Annotated in this window: 17 protein-coding genes; 7 read left to right on the top strand and 10 right to left on the bottom strand. The window is 66.7% G+C overall.

The genetic code is table 11. From position 1 onward, the window contains the following. The first annotated feature begins 1 nt into the window (after position 1). From KME78_RS07840 to KME78_RS07815, 6 genes are all read left to right on the top strand, one after another. On the top strand, positions 2–703 hold the full coding sequence (locus KME78_RS07840) for a TIR domain-containing protein (protein WP_219528095.1): 702 nt from the start codon (positions 2–4) through the stop codon (positions 701–703). Continuing rightward, positions 700–2,661, top strand: coding sequence for a hypothetical protein (locus tag KME78_RS07835; protein ID WP_219528094.1), 1,962 nt, complete (start codon positions 700–702; stop codon positions 2,659–2,661). The genes KME78_RS07840 and KME78_RS07835 overlap by 4 nt, the downstream gene beginning before the upstream one ends. Beyond that, positions 2,645–3,694, top strand: a complete 1,050-nt coding sequence (locus tag KME78_RS07830) for a hypothetical protein (RefSeq protein ID WP_219528093.1) — start codon at positions 2,645–2,647, stop codon at positions 3,692–3,694. The genes KME78_RS07835 and KME78_RS07830 overlap by 17 nt, the downstream gene beginning before the upstream one ends. Positions 3,695–3,699: 5 nt before the next feature. Further along, positions 3,700–4,344, top strand: a complete 645-nt coding sequence (locus KME78_RS07825) for a hypothetical protein (RefSeq protein ID WP_219528092.1) — start codon at positions 3,700–3,702, stop codon at positions 4,342–4,344. After that, complete coding sequence (locus KME78_RS07820; protein ID WP_219528091.1) at positions 4,341–4,568, top strand: helix-turn-helix domain-containing protein; 228 nt, start codon at positions 4,341–4,343, stop codon at positions 4,566–4,568. The genes KME78_RS07825 and KME78_RS07820 overlap by 4 nt, the downstream gene beginning before the upstream one ends. 267 nt (positions 4,569–4,835) lie before the next feature. After that, on the top strand, positions 4,836–5,249 hold the full coding sequence (locus tag KME78_RS07815; protein ID WP_219528090.1) for an RNA-binding S4 domain-containing protein: 414 nt from the start codon (positions 4,836–4,838) through the stop codon (positions 5,247–5,249). 36 nt (positions 5,250–5,285) lie between these two features. On the opposite strand, the gene KME78_RS07810 is transcribed toward KME78_RS07815, so the two are convergent. The 3 genes from KME78_RS07810 to KME78_RS07800 all read right to left on the bottom strand — a co-directional run bounded on the left by KME78_RS07810 (position 5,286) and on the right by KME78_RS07800 (position 9,781). After that, on the bottom strand, positions 5,286–6,728 hold the full coding sequence (locus KME78_RS07810) for a serine hydrolase domain-containing protein (protein ID WP_219528089.1): 1,443 nt from the start codon (positions 6,726–6,728) through the stop codon (positions 5,286–5,288). A 53-nt stretch (positions 6,729–6,781) separates the two neighbouring features. Beyond that, complete coding sequence (locus KME78_RS07805) at positions 6,782–8,359, bottom strand: SMI1/KNR4 family protein (protein WP_219528088.1); 1,578 nt, start codon at positions 8,357–8,359, stop codon at positions 6,782–6,784. Positions 8,360–8,749: 390 nt separating this feature from the next. Then, positions 8,750–9,781 (bottom strand): DUF6461 domain-containing protein, encoded by a 1,032-nt coding sequence (locus KME78_RS07800; protein ID WP_219528087.1) that lies wholly within the window; start codon positions 9,779–9,781, stop codon positions 8,750–8,752. A gap of 844 nt (positions 9,782–10,625) precedes the next feature. Between KME78_RS07800 and KME78_RS07795 the strand changes: the two genes are divergently transcribed. Further along, entirely contained in the window at positions 10,626–10,850 is a 225-nt protein-coding gene (locus KME78_RS07795) for a hypothetical protein (protein WP_219528086.1), read from the top strand. 48 nt (positions 10,851–10,898) lie between these two features. On the opposite strand, the gene KME78_RS07790 is transcribed toward KME78_RS07795, so the two are convergent. The 7 genes from KME78_RS07790 to mimD form a co-directional block, all read right to left on the bottom strand. Beyond that, positions 10,899–11,453, bottom strand: coding sequence for a hypothetical protein (locus KME78_RS07790; protein ID WP_219528085.1), 555 nt, complete (start codon positions 11,451–11,453; stop codon positions 10,899–10,901). Between the two features lie 59 nt (positions 11,454–11,512). Beyond that, positions 11,513–12,799, bottom strand: a complete 1,287-nt coding sequence (locus KME78_RS07785) for an Nramp family divalent metal transporter (RefSeq protein ID WP_219528084.1) — start codon at positions 12,797–12,799, stop codon at positions 11,513–11,515. Between the two features lie 28 nt (positions 12,800–12,827). After that, positions 12,828–14,477, bottom strand: coding sequence for a chaperonin GroEL (gene groL, locus KME78_RS07780; RefSeq protein WP_219528083.1), 1,650 nt, complete (start codon positions 14,475–14,477; stop codon positions 12,828–12,830). A 64-nt stretch (positions 14,478–14,541) separates the two neighbouring features. Further along, on the bottom strand, positions 14,542–15,567 hold the full coding sequence (locus KME78_RS07775; protein WP_219528082.1) for an NAD(P)-dependent alcohol dehydrogenase: 1,026 nt from the start codon (positions 15,565–15,567) through the stop codon (positions 14,542–14,544). Then, the gene (locus KME78_RS07770; protein ID WP_219528081.1) at positions 15,564–16,289 is read right to left on the bottom strand and encodes an iron-sulfur cluster assembly protein; all 726 of its coding nucleotides are present in this window, start codon (positions 16,287–16,289) and stop codon (positions 15,564–15,566) included. Before KME78_RS07770 ends, KME78_RS07775 begins: the two co-directional genes overlap by 4 nt. Beyond that, positions 16,286–17,314 (bottom strand): amidohydrolase family protein, encoded by a 1,029-nt coding sequence (locus tag KME78_RS07765; RefSeq protein WP_219528080.1) that lies wholly within the window; start codon positions 17,312–17,314, stop codon positions 16,286–16,288. Before KME78_RS07765 ends, KME78_RS07770 begins: the two co-directional genes overlap by 4 nt. Positions 17,315–17,329: 15 nt before the next feature. Further along, complete coding sequence (gene mimD / locus KME78_RS07760; RefSeq protein WP_219528079.1) at positions 17,330–17,689, bottom strand: propane 2-monooxygenase effector subunit MimD; 360 nt, start codon at positions 17,687–17,689, stop codon at positions 17,330–17,332. Position 17,690: the final 1 nt, after the last annotated feature.

Here is a 17,690-nt window from a genome sequence, read left to right as displayed (position 1 = left end):
CATGCCCGACATCTTCATCAACTACCGCACGGGTGACGGGGAGAACGTAGCCGCCTACCTCGATGAGAAGCTGTCGGAACGGTTCGGCTCCAGTACCGTCTACCGAGCCACCAGGTCCATCGAACTCGGCCAGCGCTTCGATGCCGACCTGATCAAAAACGTCCGGCGGTGCCGGATCTTGCTCGCGATCATAGGCCCTGGCTGGCTCAACGCTATGAACCGGCGCGGTGAACGCGCCCTGGACGCCACGGACGACTGGGTCCGCAAGGAGATCATCGAAGCGCTGGAGTACGGCTTGGTCGTCGTCCCGGTGCTGGACGGAGCCAAGTTGCCCCGACTTCAGCGCCAGGACCTGCCTGAAGAGCTCGCGGATCTGGCCGATCTCCAGTCCGCTCAGCTCGGCTCCAAGGACCACGCCGGTGATATCGCCAGGCTCGGCGACTTCATCGCCAGGAAGCTCCCGCACCTCACTGACGCGCACGCCAAGGAGCCCCTGACCGAGAAACCGTTCCAGCCAGGCAACGGCATCGGCGCCACCCAGGGGAACTCAGGAACGATCGTCAATGGGACTCACACCGGAAGCGGGTCCATCTACGGCGGCCACCACTTCAGCGGCCCTGGGACGAACTACATCGAGAACGGTCAAGACACCCAAATCAATCAGGCCTTCGGCGCTCCCCGAAACACCGAGAAAGAACAATGATGACCGGGGATTCGTTCACCTCCCAGGTCAACGCGACGACTGCGCCCACTCACACAGGATCAGGCGACCAGACCAACTACTTCATTCAGGTCGCCGCCAAGTCGCTCAAGACTGCCAACCCACGCCGGGTGTCACGTGACTATCTGGACTGGCTTGATCCGCGCTTCGTCCCACCATCGCGCTTCGGCGACGCTCAGCAGCGCTTCGAGAACTCCGGCATGGTGGTCGTGTCTGGAGACAGCGGCAGCGGCCGCCGAACCGCCGCGCTGATGCTTCTGAGCAGTTGGCAGGGAGGACCGGAAACCGGGACGATCCGTGAGCTGCCCGACAGTATCGAGGAGCTGAACGAGACCGAGGACATCTCCTCGTGGGAGGACGGCGATCGGATCCTCGTCGATCTGTCAGCGGCCGACCCCTCGGAGTACAAATCCGTGCAAGAGCGGCTCTCCTCCTACCGCGCCCAGTTACCCGACCACCGGGCCTGCATGGTCGTAGTGGTTCCCGACGAGTGCCATCTGCTTGCCGAGTTCGGCTCGCTGCTGGTCCGTATCGGCGGCCCCTCGGCCAGGCGCGTGTTCCAGCGCTATCTACATGTCGAGGGGATTGAATACACGGTCGAGGAGATCGATACGGCTGGGCTCAAGCGATATCTGGTGTCCGGCTCGATGCTGGATGTTGCCGAGCTCGCCGACCGCGTGCGTGAGGTGAAACGCTCCCAAGGCGGCCGTGGCGGCTTCGCGATGTGGTGCCGCGAAGCCATCGCGGCGCTCTCCGACCGGGGCAGTGACGTTTTCAACGACGTCAGGAAGCTTCGAGATGGAGGCCAACGCGCTCTGCTGCTGTCCGCCGGGCTGTTGAGCGGTGCCCCCGCCGAAGCGGTGGAGCACACCGCCGGCATCCTCCTCACCGTGTCGGGCCGCCCCGAGGAGGAGCCAACGTTCGAGCGGCCGGACCTGGCCGAACGCTTTCACGAATTGAAGCTGATCCGGGACCGAGAAAGCGTCCGCTTCAAACGTTCGGCCTACGACCAAGCCGTCAGAAAGTACTTCTGGGACAACTTCCCCAGGCTCCGGGACTCCTTCCGAGAGGCGGTCGCACGCGTGGTCGAATCCGGGGAACTGGAGACCGACAAGCGTCTTGAGCTCGTCTCCCGCTTCGCCTATGAGTGCTTGAGGACGAACCGTCCGGATGACCTCGATCAGCTGGCCTTCCGATGGGCGCGGAGAGAAGACCTGCTCCCATTCTCGGCCCGCGCGCTGGAGTACGGGCTCCTCGACCCTCGTCACGCACGCCGGTTTCGTCAGCAGATCTACGTTTGGGTCAGTGGAACGGAGCCGCAGCCCTGGTTCGGATGGGTCCTCGTCCGGGTCTGCGCCGACATCATGGCGCAGCAGTATCCGGAACAGGCGCAGATCCGGCTGCTCCACCTCACCCGGCACAGCAGCTCCCTGGTCTCTACCCGGGCTCAGGACGCGCTGTGCGAGCAGGCCGAGCAGAGCCTCCGCCTCTACCGCCGTCTCCTGGCCCGATTGACTCTCAACGCCAGGCGGGGGTGGTCCTACGGTGAGGCCGCGACCTTTCTCAAAGCCTCCGCCCCGGAGAGACTGACCGTCCGCTCCCGTGGCCGATCGGCGCCGCTCGGAGACAGGAGAGTCAGAGAAGGGCTATCCACCTGCTGGACGGCCCTGCTGACCCAAAGGCCCCGCGAGGAATGGACGGAACGGCTACGCACCTGGCTCGACCAGCTCGACGCCGACCCCTGGAGGAAATACTTCATGAACGTTCTGATCGCAGCGGTCCGCGACGACGATCGAAGCTGCGCGCTGCTCTATCTGGAAGTCCACGCCCGGTCACTGAGACAGCCGGAGGACTCCGCCAAGACGCTCCTGGACGCCATCGATACCGCTCAGGGCGTGACCTTCGCAGCTCAGGAGGGCCCCGGTGAGCACAGGCAGTAAAGTCATCGCTCTACTCGTCGCAATCGTGCTCGCAGGCCTGGCATACCTGCGGATAGGAGCATCACTCGGATGGCCGGCCTGGCTCTGGCCGGTCACCGCCGCCGGCGCTCTGCTCACGGGTCTTGCCCTGTTCGTCCGGCGCGCGACCAAAACGTCTTCACGCCCGCTACCGGTGACCGACTTCCCCGAACCGATCCATGTTCCACCGGCGGATCCGTTCCGCAATTCTCTGGTCTCTGACCTGCGGCTCCAGAGCGCCGACCCCGACTACTGGTTCTCCTTGTCGGTCACTGTCCGATGGCGCCCGTCGAGGTACGCCGACGCCTCCGCTTCCGACGTACATCTCGACGATGTCGCCATACAGTCGATTCTGGATCGCGCCCGCCCCGTAGCCGCTCGGCACTCCCCTATCCACCCCGACCTGCTCCGACACGACCTCGCAGCCGCGCTCGGCGATCTCCGCGCCGATTCGTCAGGCAGCATTCTGGTCATGGGCCGCGACGTCGCGGTGAGGCTCCCGGACGAAGACGAAGCACGCCTCACCGAAATGTCACGCATCCGAAAGGACTACCAGCTCTGGGAGCAGAGACGCGAACACGAACGCCTCCAGCGTGACTATCTCGCCAAGAACTTCTTTCCGGACATGGGAAGCGCCGTCGTATGGCTGCTCGCCACCAACGAATGCGAGATAACGGAGACGGTCGCGCGCCTCGCCGATCTCGCCCAGTTGACGTCAGCGGCCAACAACGAGGAGGTCCCGCCCGCGCTCCGATCGCTTGTGACGCAGCCATTCACCCTGGCTCCGACGCTTCTCGCCGCCGACTCCGAACCTCTCGACCTCACTCCCCCAGTCGCCCAATGGCTCGACGGGCTCACCTTCACATCCGACGAGGAACGCCAGGTATTCCGCCTGCGCCTCACCAAGTTCCTGCAGGAAACGAAGCAGGCGCCTCAGGCCGACCGGATCACCGAATGGTATGGCGACGCGGAGCCCGATGGTCCAGCAGAACCCACCGACCCATCAGAGGAGTAGGACTCATGGCACTGCTCCCTTGGAAGGAAGCACACCACGTCATCAGCGAAGCCGTTCTCCGATCTCCGCTCACCTTGGTCATCCCGACCGATCAGGGGCCTGTGACGGTGAGGTACGAGGAGGTCAGGAACGCGTCGTCCTGCGAAAATCAGGCCAAACGCGCCGCTGTGTGGCGGCAGGCCATCACTGCAGCGCGTCGCGAACACCAGCAGGACGACTCATGGCGGTTGTTCGTCCTTTGGCTTGCGATGCCACGGATCCTGCGTGCTTCGTACAACGCCGTGATTCGGCTCCGCGTTGAGCGGAGGGACGTGGAGGCCGAGATGTTCCTCGCCCTCCTGGAGGGCCTGGAGACCGTAGACCTCGCGCAGACAGATGTCGGCGAGGTTCTCATCCGAACCGCGGCAAGCCGAGCTTGGCGCTTCGCACGAACTTCGGCAGCTCGTCAGGCCGTCGGAGATGTCGCCGATCTACCGGACCCGGCCCCACCGGACTTCCCGAACATGGATGTCTCGAACCTTGCCGCTGAGCAGATCGAGGACATACGGCGTGACCTACTGGCCAAACGCCTGGGGCTGGCTCCCCCACGACGTCCTCGGAGAAGAAGGCAGGGAACTCTGGCGCTGCGTCAGGCAGGAGACCCCCGATGACCCGGCCCCTCACCTTTGCCGAAGCCTTCGACCTACCGCTCTCCGTCGATCTCGCCACGGCGGCCCGCGCCTTCGGCATCTGTGTCGGGACGGCGTACCGGCTGGTCCGCCTCGGAACGTTCCCTTGTCCCGTTATCCGGGTCGGACGCCACTACCGCGTCCCCACCGCCTCGATGCTCGTAGCCCTGGGCGTCGAGGAAAGACCTGTCTATTCCGAGGAGTGACCGAGGGTACCCATCCTGATCCGTCTGTTGTGATCGTTGATCTGGATGCTAGGGCGGCAGGTAGAGACGGACGCCGATGCCTCTGGTTAAGTTGGCGGGCCACCGCAGCCGTAGACGGCGGCAAGGTAGTGAAGGCTCAACAGGACAGGCCGACGTCGACAATCCGGTCAGCCCGGCCGTCGTCGTTGAGGCCGTTGGCGCGCCGCTCGACCTTGGCCAGACAAAGCTGTGAGGCTGGCGGCGCGACGGTCTCAGTAAAATGTCGGGATGGCAGGTGAGCAGCTGAGTGCGCGGGCGGACAGCTGGATCTGGTCGGTGCGGCTGACCAGAACTCGTTCGATCGCGTCCGACGCCTGCCGGGGCGGTCACGTCCGGGTCAACGGGGTGCGGGTCAAGCCCGCGCACGTCGTCCGGGTCGGGGACGAGATCCGGCTGCGGCACGAGGGCCACGAACGCATCGTGGTCGTCTCCCGGATCATCAGCAAGCGCGTCGGCGCCACCGTGGCCGCCGAGTGCTACGTCGACAAAAGCCCTCCGCCTCCTCCGCGCGAGGAGACCGTGACGGTGGCCGTCCGGGCTCGGGGTGCGGGTCGTCCCACCAAACGCGAGCGCCGCAGCATCGACAAGCTGCTCGGACACCGGGCGGTGGAGTCGCGCGGCGGCCAGGAGCGTCCGGAGTGAGCGCGCATGCCACATCGAACTGGATGTGCGGTTCTCCTACGCGACGTCGGGCCGTGTCATCAGCGGCGAACGTAAATGCAACGCCAAACTGGGGCCGGTAAGAGGCACGGTGCTCCACGTCGCCACCGCTGTCCCCGCGTCGGCGTCGAGCACCAGCCGTACCCGGTGCGGGGTAGTGATGACATAGAGGTCGGCAACGAACATGTCGCCCTGCCAGGCGCCGGCGGCGACGACCGGGCGGCCGAGCGGCGAGCTTTCCCGCCATTCGCCGTGGCCGACGGCGATCTTGAGAGACGACCCGAGTCGCAGGTGCCATCCGCCGTCCACCGGCTCGACGGACACCGTGGTTCCGTCGGGCACGGCCGAATCCTCGGCGGAGGCGTCGATCCTCGCCGCACCGGAACGGGAAGGTGCGGCCGAACCCGGCACCAGCGCGAGTGACAGCCGCCGCAGCCGATCGGCGAGGATCTCGTCGTCCTCGGCGCTTCCCGCGTCATCCAGACCGGGCAGCAGACAGTCCCAGAAGACGCCGGGCAGTACGTCTGTCTGCTCGACGGCGGCGGTCACGACGACCACGAGATCGTGGGACGGGACGACCACGCATTGCTGGCCGAAGGCGCCGTTACCGTGGTAACCGTGACGCGACATCCAGAACTGGTAGCCGTACCCGCAATGAAAATCGGGGTTGGGCGAGTCGTCGTCGAGTTGCCGGGTCTCGATGGGGGTCTCGATGTGCCGTCTGGTCGCGAGCTCCACCCATTCGCGCGGGACGAGCCGGCGGCCGCCCCAGACGCCGCCGCGCAGCAGCAACTCGCCGAAAGCGGCGACGGCCTCGGTCGTGAGGTGCAGCCCATGGAATCCGAAGGCGGCACCGCTCGCCACTCGATCCCATTCGGCGTGGTCGACGCCCATCGGCCGGAACAGGCGGTCGTCGAGCAGCTCCGGCAGGCCGCGGCCGGTGACCCGTTCCACCATCCGGGCCAGGACGAAGGTAGTCGCATTGTCGTAGGTGTGCCGGGTTCCCTCAGGATCGGAGAACGGTACGCGCAGGAAGCCCTTCACCAGGTCATCCGGTTCCAGCTGCCAGGCCTCGGCGAGGCTGTCCGTTGGGTGTCCGGCCGTCATGGACAGCAGGTGGTGAACGGTGAGGCGGCGTCCCTGCTCCGAGATGTCGGCCGGAACGTGATCGGGCAACACGTCCACCACCCGATCGTCCAGCGAGAGCAGCCCGTCGGCGATCGCGAGCCCCACGGCGACCGAGGTGAACGACTTGGTCAGCGAATAGAGAAGGTGCGGGCGTTCGGCCGAGTACGGTGCCCACCAGCCTTCGGCGACGACGTGGCCGTGGCGTACGACCATGATGGAGTGACACTCGATGGATTGCGCTTCGAGCCGGTCCAGCAGCGCGGTAATTGCGCGGGACGACATCCCCGAGGCGGCCGGTGTCGACCGTGGCAGCAGGGCGCGTTGAGAAGCCATCCAGGGACCCTAACAAATCAGCCCAATCAAGTTTCGAGACATCGCCTGCTGCCTCAGAACCACATCATGGGCCCGTCACTGGACGGATCCAGCGCGGTGAGCGGCGAGGCCAGCCTGCTCGTCAGGTCGGCGATCACCAGCTCGATCAGGGTGCCGGGGAAGGTGCGCCGGTCGAATTCGACGTCCCAGACCATCGTCCACCGGTCGGGGTCCGGATCGCCGGTATCCCACCAGATGCAGTCACGCCCTTCGGTGTTCGCGCACCACAACAGCCCTCCTGAGGCAGGATGCACGGCCATCGCCTCGTCTTCCTCCCAGCCGAGATATTCGACCTCCTCTTCGTGCCGCCCCTGGAGCTCCTCCGGATGTCCGATCATGATGCCGTTGATCCCGATCGACCCGTACACCTCGAACAACCTCTTGTAGTCCCTCGGCAGCCGCAATCCGAGCGACCGCTCGATCCCCGGCCAGTCGTAGGTGTGACCACCGGTCCGCGACTCCCCGATGATCGACGCCAACTGCGCCAGCACATCTCGCGGCGCCTCCTCGGCAGGCGCGGTGGAAGCGGCGGGATCGACGACCGGCGGGAACAGCACGCGTGCACGCGGCACCGCCGACAGCGACAGCACGGGCAGATCCAGTCGCCCATCCAGCCACCGATCGAGAAAGCCCGTGGCGCCGTACGGCAACCGCTGCCACCCAAGACCGTCGGCATCCAGCAGCACCACCGGCCACTCGGCCGACTCGGCGCTGACAGGAAGCCACCAGCATGTCTCGCCCCCGTCGAACACCCCCCACAGCCGCAACCCGCCCGGCTCGGGCGCGATCGGCGACGGGACCACCCGCTCCCCCGCCGCCCTCCGCGAACGCAACCGCTCACTCACCACGGCCTCCTCCGCAGCCAGGTCGAAGCCCTCCGGCGCCCCGGGACCGAGCAACCGCAGCACGCCGGCCAGTCTCCCCACGCCGTACTCGCCTACAAGCGCGGCATAGTCATCGGGCACCCCCGTGGCTGCCTCGACCCTCGCCGCTTGCCCAGCGACCTCGAGAGCGAGCGGCACTCCCGGGAAGGAAGCCCTCTCCGGCACGTCCTTCAGCACGAGCGGGGCGAAGTTCCAGGCGTACGGAGGCGACACCGCAGGCAGGGCCTCCCCCAGATCCAGGCCTCCGCTCACCCGCGCGGCGAGCACCTCCGTCAGGGGCGCGTCCACCAGCCGCCACTTCTCATCCGGCCAACTCTGGGTGAATACCCTGGTCGGCCAGTCATTCGGATCGGCGGACACCGAGGTGTCCCAGAAGTAGTACTCGCTTCCGCGCGACTCACCCCACACCAGGAGCCCACCTGGTTCGGGATGAAAGGCGAACGGGTGAGACGGCGGATCACCGGCACGGATGCTGCGCTGTAGCCCTTGCCGTTGGTCGAGTTGTCGGAAATAACCGCCGCGGTCGGAGTGATGGGGCACCACGACCCAGATCCATTCTCCGACCAGTACGGGACCATACCTCTCTGCGAACTCTTTGTAGTCGTCGGGAAGCCGGAGCCCGAGCCACTGTTCGAGGCCGGGCCAGTCGATGGAAAAGGCAGCGGGGGTCGGCGGGCCGATGACGGTGGCCAGGGAGGCAAGGTCCATGCCTGGATTGTGCTGCAGCACACCCGCTCCCGCCTGGCGGACAACGCCAGCAAAGGTTCGCTTGATCGCGGCGGGCACCGCAAGGGGTTAGCCCCGGGTGCTGGTGCACTCCCGGGGCTGGTCCTCGTATATGTCGTGCCGCTGCGCCCGACCTGGATCACAACGCTCCCCGCAGGCGTGTACGGCGAATTGACCTCAGACAATCCAGCACCAGCTGCGCGGGCGGCACCGGCGGGTGCCTCCTTGACGGCATCGTCGTACATGCCCGCCAACTCGTCCTGAAAGGCGTCATCGAACAGCTTGTGCCGGTGTAGACGCAGGAAGATGACCAGCTTGGCCCGTTTGATCGCCTTGATAATGGTCTGCCATCAGAACTACATGATCGGCGCTCTAGGGCGAAGAGCGGGCGATACGGCGCAGACATCGGTCCATAAGAACGATGACGGCTTTCTGGTCGTCGGTGAGATGCCCCATATAGGCGTGATCCGCGACTGCGCGCGCGGATCCAATAAGATCGCCTCCCAGCGCGTCCAGCAGTACATTCACTGCCCGCAGGCGCAGCGCCTGCTCCGGGCCGGTGTCCTGTACGAGGTAGTCGCGCAGCGACGCGACCTGGCGGCGGAGTTCCTTGCGTCGCGTGGCGTCGTCGTCGCCATTCAGGGCCTCCAGCGCCTCGTCCACGGTGGGGTGCAGCAAATGCGAACCCTTCACCACCGCCATCACCATCAGGTATCTGATGCGAGCGACATTGCCGGGCGAGGGCTCATCGACGATCGCCCGGATCTCCGGATCGTCCAGCACGTGGTGATCGCGGTACCGCTCCGGGACGATGTCGTCAGGGAGAGGATCCTCGACGAGCAGGCGCGTGAGGCCGTCGCTCAGAAGCCACTGTTCCGTGAGCCGTTCACCAGTAATGTGCTCTGCTGCCAGGAGAGCGGCGGCCTGCCGCGCGAAGAGATCTTCGGCGTCAGCCGAGTCGATGATCGCGTCGGCGTCTCCCGGAAGGCGGCCTGATCGGGCAGACGGAGAGCCCGTCGGCCGAACGGCGTTCAACTCGCCGGCGGCGGCGTAGCCCAGACGGTCGCCTTGCTCGCTGTCGAGCACGACGCTCACCGCTCGCCCGCGAGCCGATAATGCCCGCAGGACTTCAGGTCTCGCGCCCTCGCATCCGTTCGGTTCGACGACCAGTGTCCAGCTACCGATCGTCCCGGCGACCAGAATGGGCAGAACACCGGGGATGTCCGCGTTGTACTGCTCAACCTGGGCATCTTCCACGCTCATGTGTTCCGCTGCGGCGAGGTCGGCACCGAACACGCGCGCCACCTCGTCCAATCCGGCCAGCTCGGACCATGTCAGGCATGTCGGATCGGAAAACCACACCGACACAAGCGCCCTGTAGTGATCGAAGTCGTCTTCTCGCACGCCTCATCGTCCATCGTGAGGAGCCCGGCGGACGTCCTGGAACGCCCGCCGGCTCGGTTATCTACTGCGCGGACTGCTGCCCGTCATGGATTTTCACGTAGAAGGTGTCTCCGGGGAGCACCCTGTATCGCTGCCAGAAAATGCTCTGGGTTGACCCCGCCTTGCCGAAACGGGTCTCGCATTCGGCCTTGACGTCTCTCCTCGCCGGGTTCTTGAGCTGGACGGGCCGGGTAGCCGGGTGTACAGCCCGGCACGTAAATGCCTGCCGTCGGGGTTCGCCCAGACCTTCATGGTCTCGGTGAACCGGACCGGAATTTCGACAGGTTTACCGGACTTGGACGCTTTCTCCCAGACACTCTTAAGAGCTGGATCCGAAGCGACGCCGGGTTTCGTTGTTGACGCGGAAGTCGGGCTGGGGGATGGCGTGGGGCCCTGGGCGATCGCGGGCGCACTCATGAGCGAGAGCGGCAGCATCAGAGCTGCGGTCAGGGCAGCGCGGCGGCGCATCAGGGCGGATAAGCCGGACGCTGATCGAATAAACGTAAAGATCATTTCCAGTAACGGGAACGACATGCTCCGTGATCATCAGACGTGATCCTTCCGAGCACCTCGGCGAGCTGCCCCATCACGCTCATCCGATCCAGCGGCAACCGTCCGTTCTCCACCTTCGACAGTCAGGAGACGGACCGGCCAACCTTTTCGGCAAGGATGGCTTGATCCCCATCCTTACGGGGTTGCGTCCAGGCCTGGAGTGGCGGTTCGGTGGCGAGCCGACGCAGGCGGAGACCGAGCCTTGTCTCACAGTGAGACGCGCGCCGTCGACGTGACGGGGTTGGATGTCTGTATGGAATGGGTCACGCTCGCGGAAGCCATGGCACGGCTCGGCGCACTCGGCCTGGGCACTGCGATCGTGAACGTCATAGCCCTGCGGCTGGTCCGGATTGACGAGGTACCCGGCTGGGTTCAGGTCCGGATCCGCTGGTGGAGCGCGCACAACCCGGCGTTCCTGATGGCCAGCGCGGCGGTCATGGTCGTCGGCCTGGTGACCCTCGCGGCGACCGCGGGCTGATTGCGGCGGTCGGCTTCGGGACATGGAAGGCGTTCTCACGTTCCTGAACTATGCCAAGCCGGATGCGGCCTCCCTGCGCCACGGCAGCACTACGCCCTGCCCGAGAACCGCGTCCCACGCCTGGAAGATCTGCATGACTCCGATTGCGGACTCGTCGTCGAGCAGGTTGCGCGGCCCCGACGCGACGGCGAGGAGCGCATAGGAGAAGACCAGGCAGGTCTGCTTCTCCGGCGAGTTCTGATGAGTCTCCAGCTCCCCCAATGCAGCCGGGATCACGCGTTTGGCGAGCCGACTGATCCCGCCGATGCCACGAGTGGCGAAGTCGTGGGCTCCGCGCACAATCTGCGCACGGCCGGCGGTGATCTCCGGCGTCGGCGCGGGCACTTCCGACGGGGCGAACCGCGCCGAGTTGACGATCGCGCCGAACAGGGCGCTCACGACGCGGCTGCCGTGCTCGACGGTGTACGGGGGTTGCCGGGCTCCGGCTCCCATCAGGTACTCAGCGATGTCGTCGAGGAGGAGCACCTCGACCGCGGGCATCGCATCGACGGTGAGCGCCGCGAGCCCGTCGAGACTCGCTTGCTGCCAAGACTTGCCGGTCATGGTGCTCCAATCTGGACTGTGCGGGGCCGCCGCCCTGACTCGGCCGGTTCGGCCAAGCGCTACCCGGTCAGTACGAGGTCGATGATCACGAATCCGTTGAGCGCCAACACGACCGTCGTGACGACCACGCCGAAGAAAGTGGTCCGCACGCGGTTGGCGAACGCACCCATGAGGTCACGGCGAGCCGTGAAAATCATCAGGGGAACGAGCGCGAACGGCAGGCCGAACGCGAGTGCGACCTGGCTGAACACGAGCGCCTCGGTGGGGTCGGTCACCAGCGCCAGGACGACCAGTGCGGGCACCGAGGACACGGCCCGGCGCAGCCACACGCTGCTGTTGCGCCGCAGGAATCCCTGCATGACCGCCTGCCCGCTGTAGACACCCGCGCACGCCGAGGCGAGCCCGGAAGCGAGCAGCGCCACCGCGAAGACCGCCGCGAACACCGCCCCCGAGCGGTCGAGGAATGCCGCGTGCACCGAGACGAGCGAGTCGCCGTTGCCCGCGGGCAACGAGGTCGCCACCAGGAGCATCAGGAGGTTCACCACGCCGGCCACGCCCAACGCGATGATCACGTCGCGGCGCAGGAACCGCAGGACGGCCTGGGTGCGCAGCGTGCCCTGCCGGTCCGGGGAGAGGCCACCGATCAGGGAGGAGTGCAGGAACACCGCGTGCGGCATCACGGTGGCACCGATGATGCCGCACGCGAGCAACGCGCTGCGGGAGTCCGGCAGGCGCGGCACCAGACCCGACACCGCGGCGACCGGATCCAGCGGTGAGTTCACCACCAGGTAGAGGAAAGCGAGCGCCAGCACGAACAGCAGCCCGACGACGACGGCGGAGAAACCCTCCCGGCCGCGCAGGCGTACCCGCAGGATGACCATGGTGGCCGCTGCCACGATGAGCCCCCCGTTGAACAGCGAAATGTCGAACAGCAGGTTCAACGCGACCGCGCCACCGACGAACTCGGCGAGGTCGGTCATGATCACCACAGCCTCGGCGACCAGCCACAGCCCCAACCGCACCGGCGTCGAGGTGTGGTCACGGCAGACCTCGGCGAGGCTGCGTCCGGTCGCCAGCCCGAGCTTGGCCGCCAGGTACTGGACGAACATGGCCATCAGACACGCGGAGACCACCGCCCAGATCAGCATGTAGCGGTAGTCGATGCCGGCGCTGATGTTGGTGGCGACATTGCCGGGATCCACGAACGCGACCGCGGCGACGAAGGCCGGGCCGATGAGCCCCAGGAACCGGCCGCGGGCGAGGAACCCGCGGCCGGTCTTCGGGTCGACACCGTGCTGTTCAGGAGCGGGCGGCGCGTAAGCGATGTCGGGCGGTTGCGGGTTCATGTCGACTCCTGACGGGTCCGGCCGAGCATCACGGAATGTTCGACGGCCGTACGAGACCCTCTGCGAGATCACCGAATCCGGGTGCGTGGATCGCGCCCGGATTGCCCACGACCTCCTCGACGATCAGCGTCTCGGTGGTCAGCAGCAGCGCGGCGATGGAGGCGGCGCTCTGCAGGGCGGAGCGGGTCACCTTCAACGGGTCGATGATGCCGAAGTCGAACATGTCCCCGAACTCGCCGGTGACGGCGTTGAACCCGTGCCCCGTCGGCAGGTTCTTGACGGCGTCGACGATCTCGTCCCCGTGGTAGCCCGCGTTGATGGCGATCCAGCGCAGCGGTTCCGCGAGGGCGTCGTGCACGATCCGGGCGCCCAACCCCTTCTCGCCCGGCAGCTCCAGCGCGTCGACCGCACCGCCCGCCTGCACCAGCGCGGAGCCGCCGCCCGCCACGACGCCCTCTTCGAGCGCCGCCCTGGTCGCCGACAGCGAGTCCTCGACCCGGTGCTGCTTCTCGGTGAGCTCGACGCCGGTGGCCGCGCCGACGTGGATGACCGCGACGCTGCCGGACAACCGGGCGATCCGGGCCTGCAGAGCGTCCCTGTCATGGTCGTTGGCGGCCCGCTCGAACTCCGTCTTGAGCTGCTCGATGCGCGCGGAGACCTCGCGGTCCGGACCGGCGCCGCCGACGAGCGTGGTCGTGCCGTCGGTGACGGTCACCCTGCGGACCTGGCCCAACTGGTCGAGTCGCACGGTGTCCAGGGCGAGGCCCGCGTCGGAGGTGATCACCTGGCCACCCATCCAGATCGCCAGGTCGCTCAGCTCGGCGATGCGCCGATGCCCGAAACCGGGCGCGCGCACGGCGACCGAGCGGAACGTGTTGTGCACGTTGTTGGCCGCCAGCATGCCCAGTGCTGGGCCTTCGACGTTCTGGGCGAAGATCAGCAGCTGGCGACCGGACCTGGTGACCTGCTCCAGGACCGGCATCAGCTCCTGGACCTTGGTGATCTTCTCCGACGTGAGCAGCACGTACGGGTTGTCGAAGACCGCTTCCATGCGTTCGCGGTCGGTCACCATGTAGGGCGAGATGTAACCGTTGTCGATCTCGACGCCGTCGACGTAGGTGACGTCGAGCCCGAACGTCGGCGACTCCTCAACGGTCACGATGCCGCGGCGGCCGACCCGGCCGATCGCCGACGCGATCACCTCGCCGATCTCGCGGTCGTTGTTGGCCGACAACATCGCCACGCTCGCCAGGTCGGACGGGCCGCTTACTTCACTGGCCTCGCTGGACAACCGGTCGAGCACGGCTTCGACGGCGGCCTCGATGCCGACCTTGAGCAGCATCGGGTTGGCGCCCTCGCCCACCGCCCGCAGGCCCTCGCGGACCATGGCCTGCGCCAGCACGGTCGCGGTGGTGGTGCCGTCGCCCGCCACGCCATTGGTCTTGGTGGCCACCTCCTTGACGAGCTGTGCGCCCATGTTGGCGAACGGGTTGCGCAGTTGGATCTCCCGCGCGATGGTGACGCCGTCGTTGGTGATCGTGGGCGCGCCGACCAGCTTCTCGATGACGGCGTTGCGCCCCTTGGGACCGAGGGTGACCTTGACCGCGTCGGCGAGCGCGTTCACGCCGGTCTCCAGCAGTTGCCGCGCCTCGACGTTGAACCGCAGATCCTTGGCCATGACGTCCTTCTTCCGGGGTGTGTGGTGGCTGCGGGGACTTCCGGGGTGTGTGGGCTGCGGGGATCTAGGGCACGAGGATCGCCCGGCCGCGGACCTCACCGCGGTCGAGGTCATCCAGGGCCTTGGCGAAGTCGGACAAGGCGTACGTGGAGGTGTGCAGGGTGACTTTGCCCTGGGCGGCCAGGACCATCAGCTCGGCAAGGTCGTTGTAGGAGCCGACCAGGTTGCCGATGAAGTTGATCTCGGTGGAGATGATGTCGATCGTCGGCACATGGAGAGCGCCGCCGTAGCCGATGACGTAGTAGCTGCCGTTGCGGCGCAGGCTCGCGACACCGTCCTCGATCGCGCCGCCCTCACCGACGAAGTCGATGACCGCCTCGGCGCCGCTTCCACCGGTCAGCTCCCGGACGGCTTCGATCTGGTCGCCGTCGGCGAGCACGGTGTGGTCGGCGCCGAGCTGCTCGGCCAGTGCCAAGGCGTCGGCGTTGCGGTCGACCACGATCATCTCCGCCGAGGACAGCGCGCGTAGCACCTGGACGCCGATGTGGCCAAGCCCGCCCGCGCCGATGACCAGCGCCTTGTCGCCGGGGCGCAGGACGCGGGCCGCCTTGGCCACCGCGTGGTAGGCGGTAAGCCCGGCGTCGGCGAGCGCTGCCACGTCGGCCGGCTGGAGCGAGTCGTCGAGCCGGATCGCCGACCGTGCCGTCGTCTTCAGGTATTCCGCGTACCCGCCGTCCGTGTCGATGCCGGGGAAGGAGGAGTTGACGCAGTGCACGTCGTCGCCGAAGCGGCAGGCCCGGCACAGCCCGCAGGTCACCAGCGGGTGCAGGATCACCGCGTCCCCGACGGCCACGTTGGTCACGGCGCTGCCGACCGCCTGCACCCAGCCCGCGTTCTCGTGGCCGATCGTGTACGGCAGATCCACATTGGACTTATCCGCCCACTGGCCCTCGATGATGTGCAGGTCGGTTCTGCAGACACCAGCCCCGCCGATCCGGACGATCACGTCCAGCGGCGAGTTGATCTCCGGATCGGCGACGTGGACCAACTCCGGCGCCGCGTGGTACTTCCCGAGCTGGACGGCCTTCATGCCGACGCCTCCTGTTCCGGGTGACGGGGTCGCTGGTCGGCGGCCGCGTGCGGGTAGCGGGTGGTGAGCAGGCCGCGGCAGAAGTGCGCGTTGCCTTCGATGCTCACGCGTACGGTGCGGGCGAACCGGAGCCGGAACGGGATCTGCTCCGCCGGCACCGGTTCGCCACCTTCGTCGACGAACACCGGCGAGTCGGCTGCCACCGGCAGGCCGATGTCGGCGCGTCGACGCAGCAGGCTGGCGCGTTCGGGGCCGTCCGGCAGATCTCCCAGGTGCGCCTGGGACAACCCCTCGACCGTCCAGCCGTCCTTGATGAGCCGCTGACAGGCGCGTTCCAGGCACGCGGTGTGCGCCTTGCGCTGGAAGTTGCGCCGCAGGTCGTGCAGTTCGGCCACGGCCTCCCCGGGGAACGATCCGACGAAGCCCGCCCCGGCCGCGACGCCCGCGTTGATCTCGGCGGCGGCGAAGTGCTCCTCCAGCACGACGGACACGTGGTCGACACCCTCGACGGCCATCACGGCGTCGTATGCGTCGGCCACCATGAGGTAGGCGAAGTTCGGTGCGCAGAAGTACGTCGGCAGCCGGAGCCGCACTTCCGCGCGGCCGCCCCCGACGGTGGTCTCCGTGACGAATCCGAGGTCGACGATCGACTCGTCCAGCTCCGGATCCCGAACGGTGCTCAACGCGGTGACCACCGCACCGCACGGGTCCTGGGTAATCATGCCGTCGCACCCACGGCGACCTCGGCCGCGGGCTCCACCGGGATCTTCGACGCGAGCCCTTCCGGTACAGGCAGATCGTAGAGCCGGGCGGCGGTGAGGCCGAGGATCTTCCGCTTCACATCGGTCGTGAGCGGCGAGTACTCGTCCAGGTCCGCCGGGATCTGGAAGTCCACGAACTTCTCGATCAGCCACTTCGGCGTCCAGAGCGCGTAGTCGCTGGAGAACATGATCCGGTCCTCCCCGATCCAGTAGAGGAGCTCGCCGATGATCTGGGCGAAGTACCGCGGCCTGGTGTGGATGAACGGCATCGCGACGGCCAGTCCGCCGTAGACGTTGGGCTCCTGGGTGGCGATCCAGCAGAAGTCCTCCAGGCGCGGCAGTCCGACATGCTCCACGATGAAGTTGAGGTCGGTGAAGTCCGTCGCCACGGCGTCGATGTCGGCGACGTCGAAGGAGTCACGGTCGAGCGGGCGGATCGTCGGTCCCTTGTGCACGTGGATGTTGGTGATGCCCAGCTCCTGGCAGGCTTCCAGGTACCGGTACGACCACGGGTCGGTGAGCTTGTAGCCGCGGGAGTCGCCGTGCCACTCGGCGGTGTAGAGCTTGACTCCCTTGAGCCCGAACCGTTCGGCGTCCGCCCGCAGCCGGTCGAGCCCGGCCTGCTCGTTGCGCGGGTCGAAGTTGTGGTTGTACGTGAGCTTGCCGGGATGCCGCTGGGTCAGCGCCCACGCCTCTTCGGTCTGCCCGAACCCGTTGCGGTAGAAGTCGCCGAGGTAGGCCGGCTGGAAGATCGCGTGGTCGACGTAGCCGTCGGTGAAGAGGTCCTTCATCAGGCGTCCACCGCCGTAGTAGGTGTACTCGTCGTACGGCCACACGGCGTCTTCGGGGCTCAGGTTCTTGTGGTAGTCGTAGAAGCAGTCGATGAACTGCTTGCCGTGGATATTGCGGCAGTTCTGCTCGCGGCCGTCCCACAGGGCGATGTGCGAATCGACGATGAAGTAGTCCTCGCCGTCCTTGGTGTACATCTGTTCGGACCTCCTCTACTCCACGGGCGTGAGATCGAAGCCGATGTACTCGGCGGCGTCCTCGGGGTTGGCGAACATGATGGTCTTGTCGTCGAGGTGGACCATGCGGCCGTAGTGGGTCGACATGATCTCCTCGAAGTCCGACCCGTCGAACTCCGTACCCAGGGCCTCGGAGATCTCCTGGTAGTCGAAGACGATCTTGTTCTGACCGTCCACGCGGATCATCGACGGGTACTCGGAGATGACGATGCCGTCCTTGGCGCCCATGACCTCCGCGACGACATAGCCGTTCTGGTTGTTCATGAGCGTGACTCCGCACATGTTGGACGAGGTCCGGTTGACGTCGAAACTCGCAGAACTCGCAGAAGAGGTCATT

This window comes from Nonomuraea guangzhouensis (assembly GCF_019396345.1).
In the GTDB taxonomy this organism is placed as follows: domain Bacteria; phylum Actinomycetota; class Actinomycetes; order Streptosporangiales; family Streptosporangiaceae; genus Nonomuraea; species Nonomuraea guangzhouensis.
Note: the sequence above shows the minus strand (reverse complement) of the source record. Positions and strands in the feature narration are given on the sequence as shown.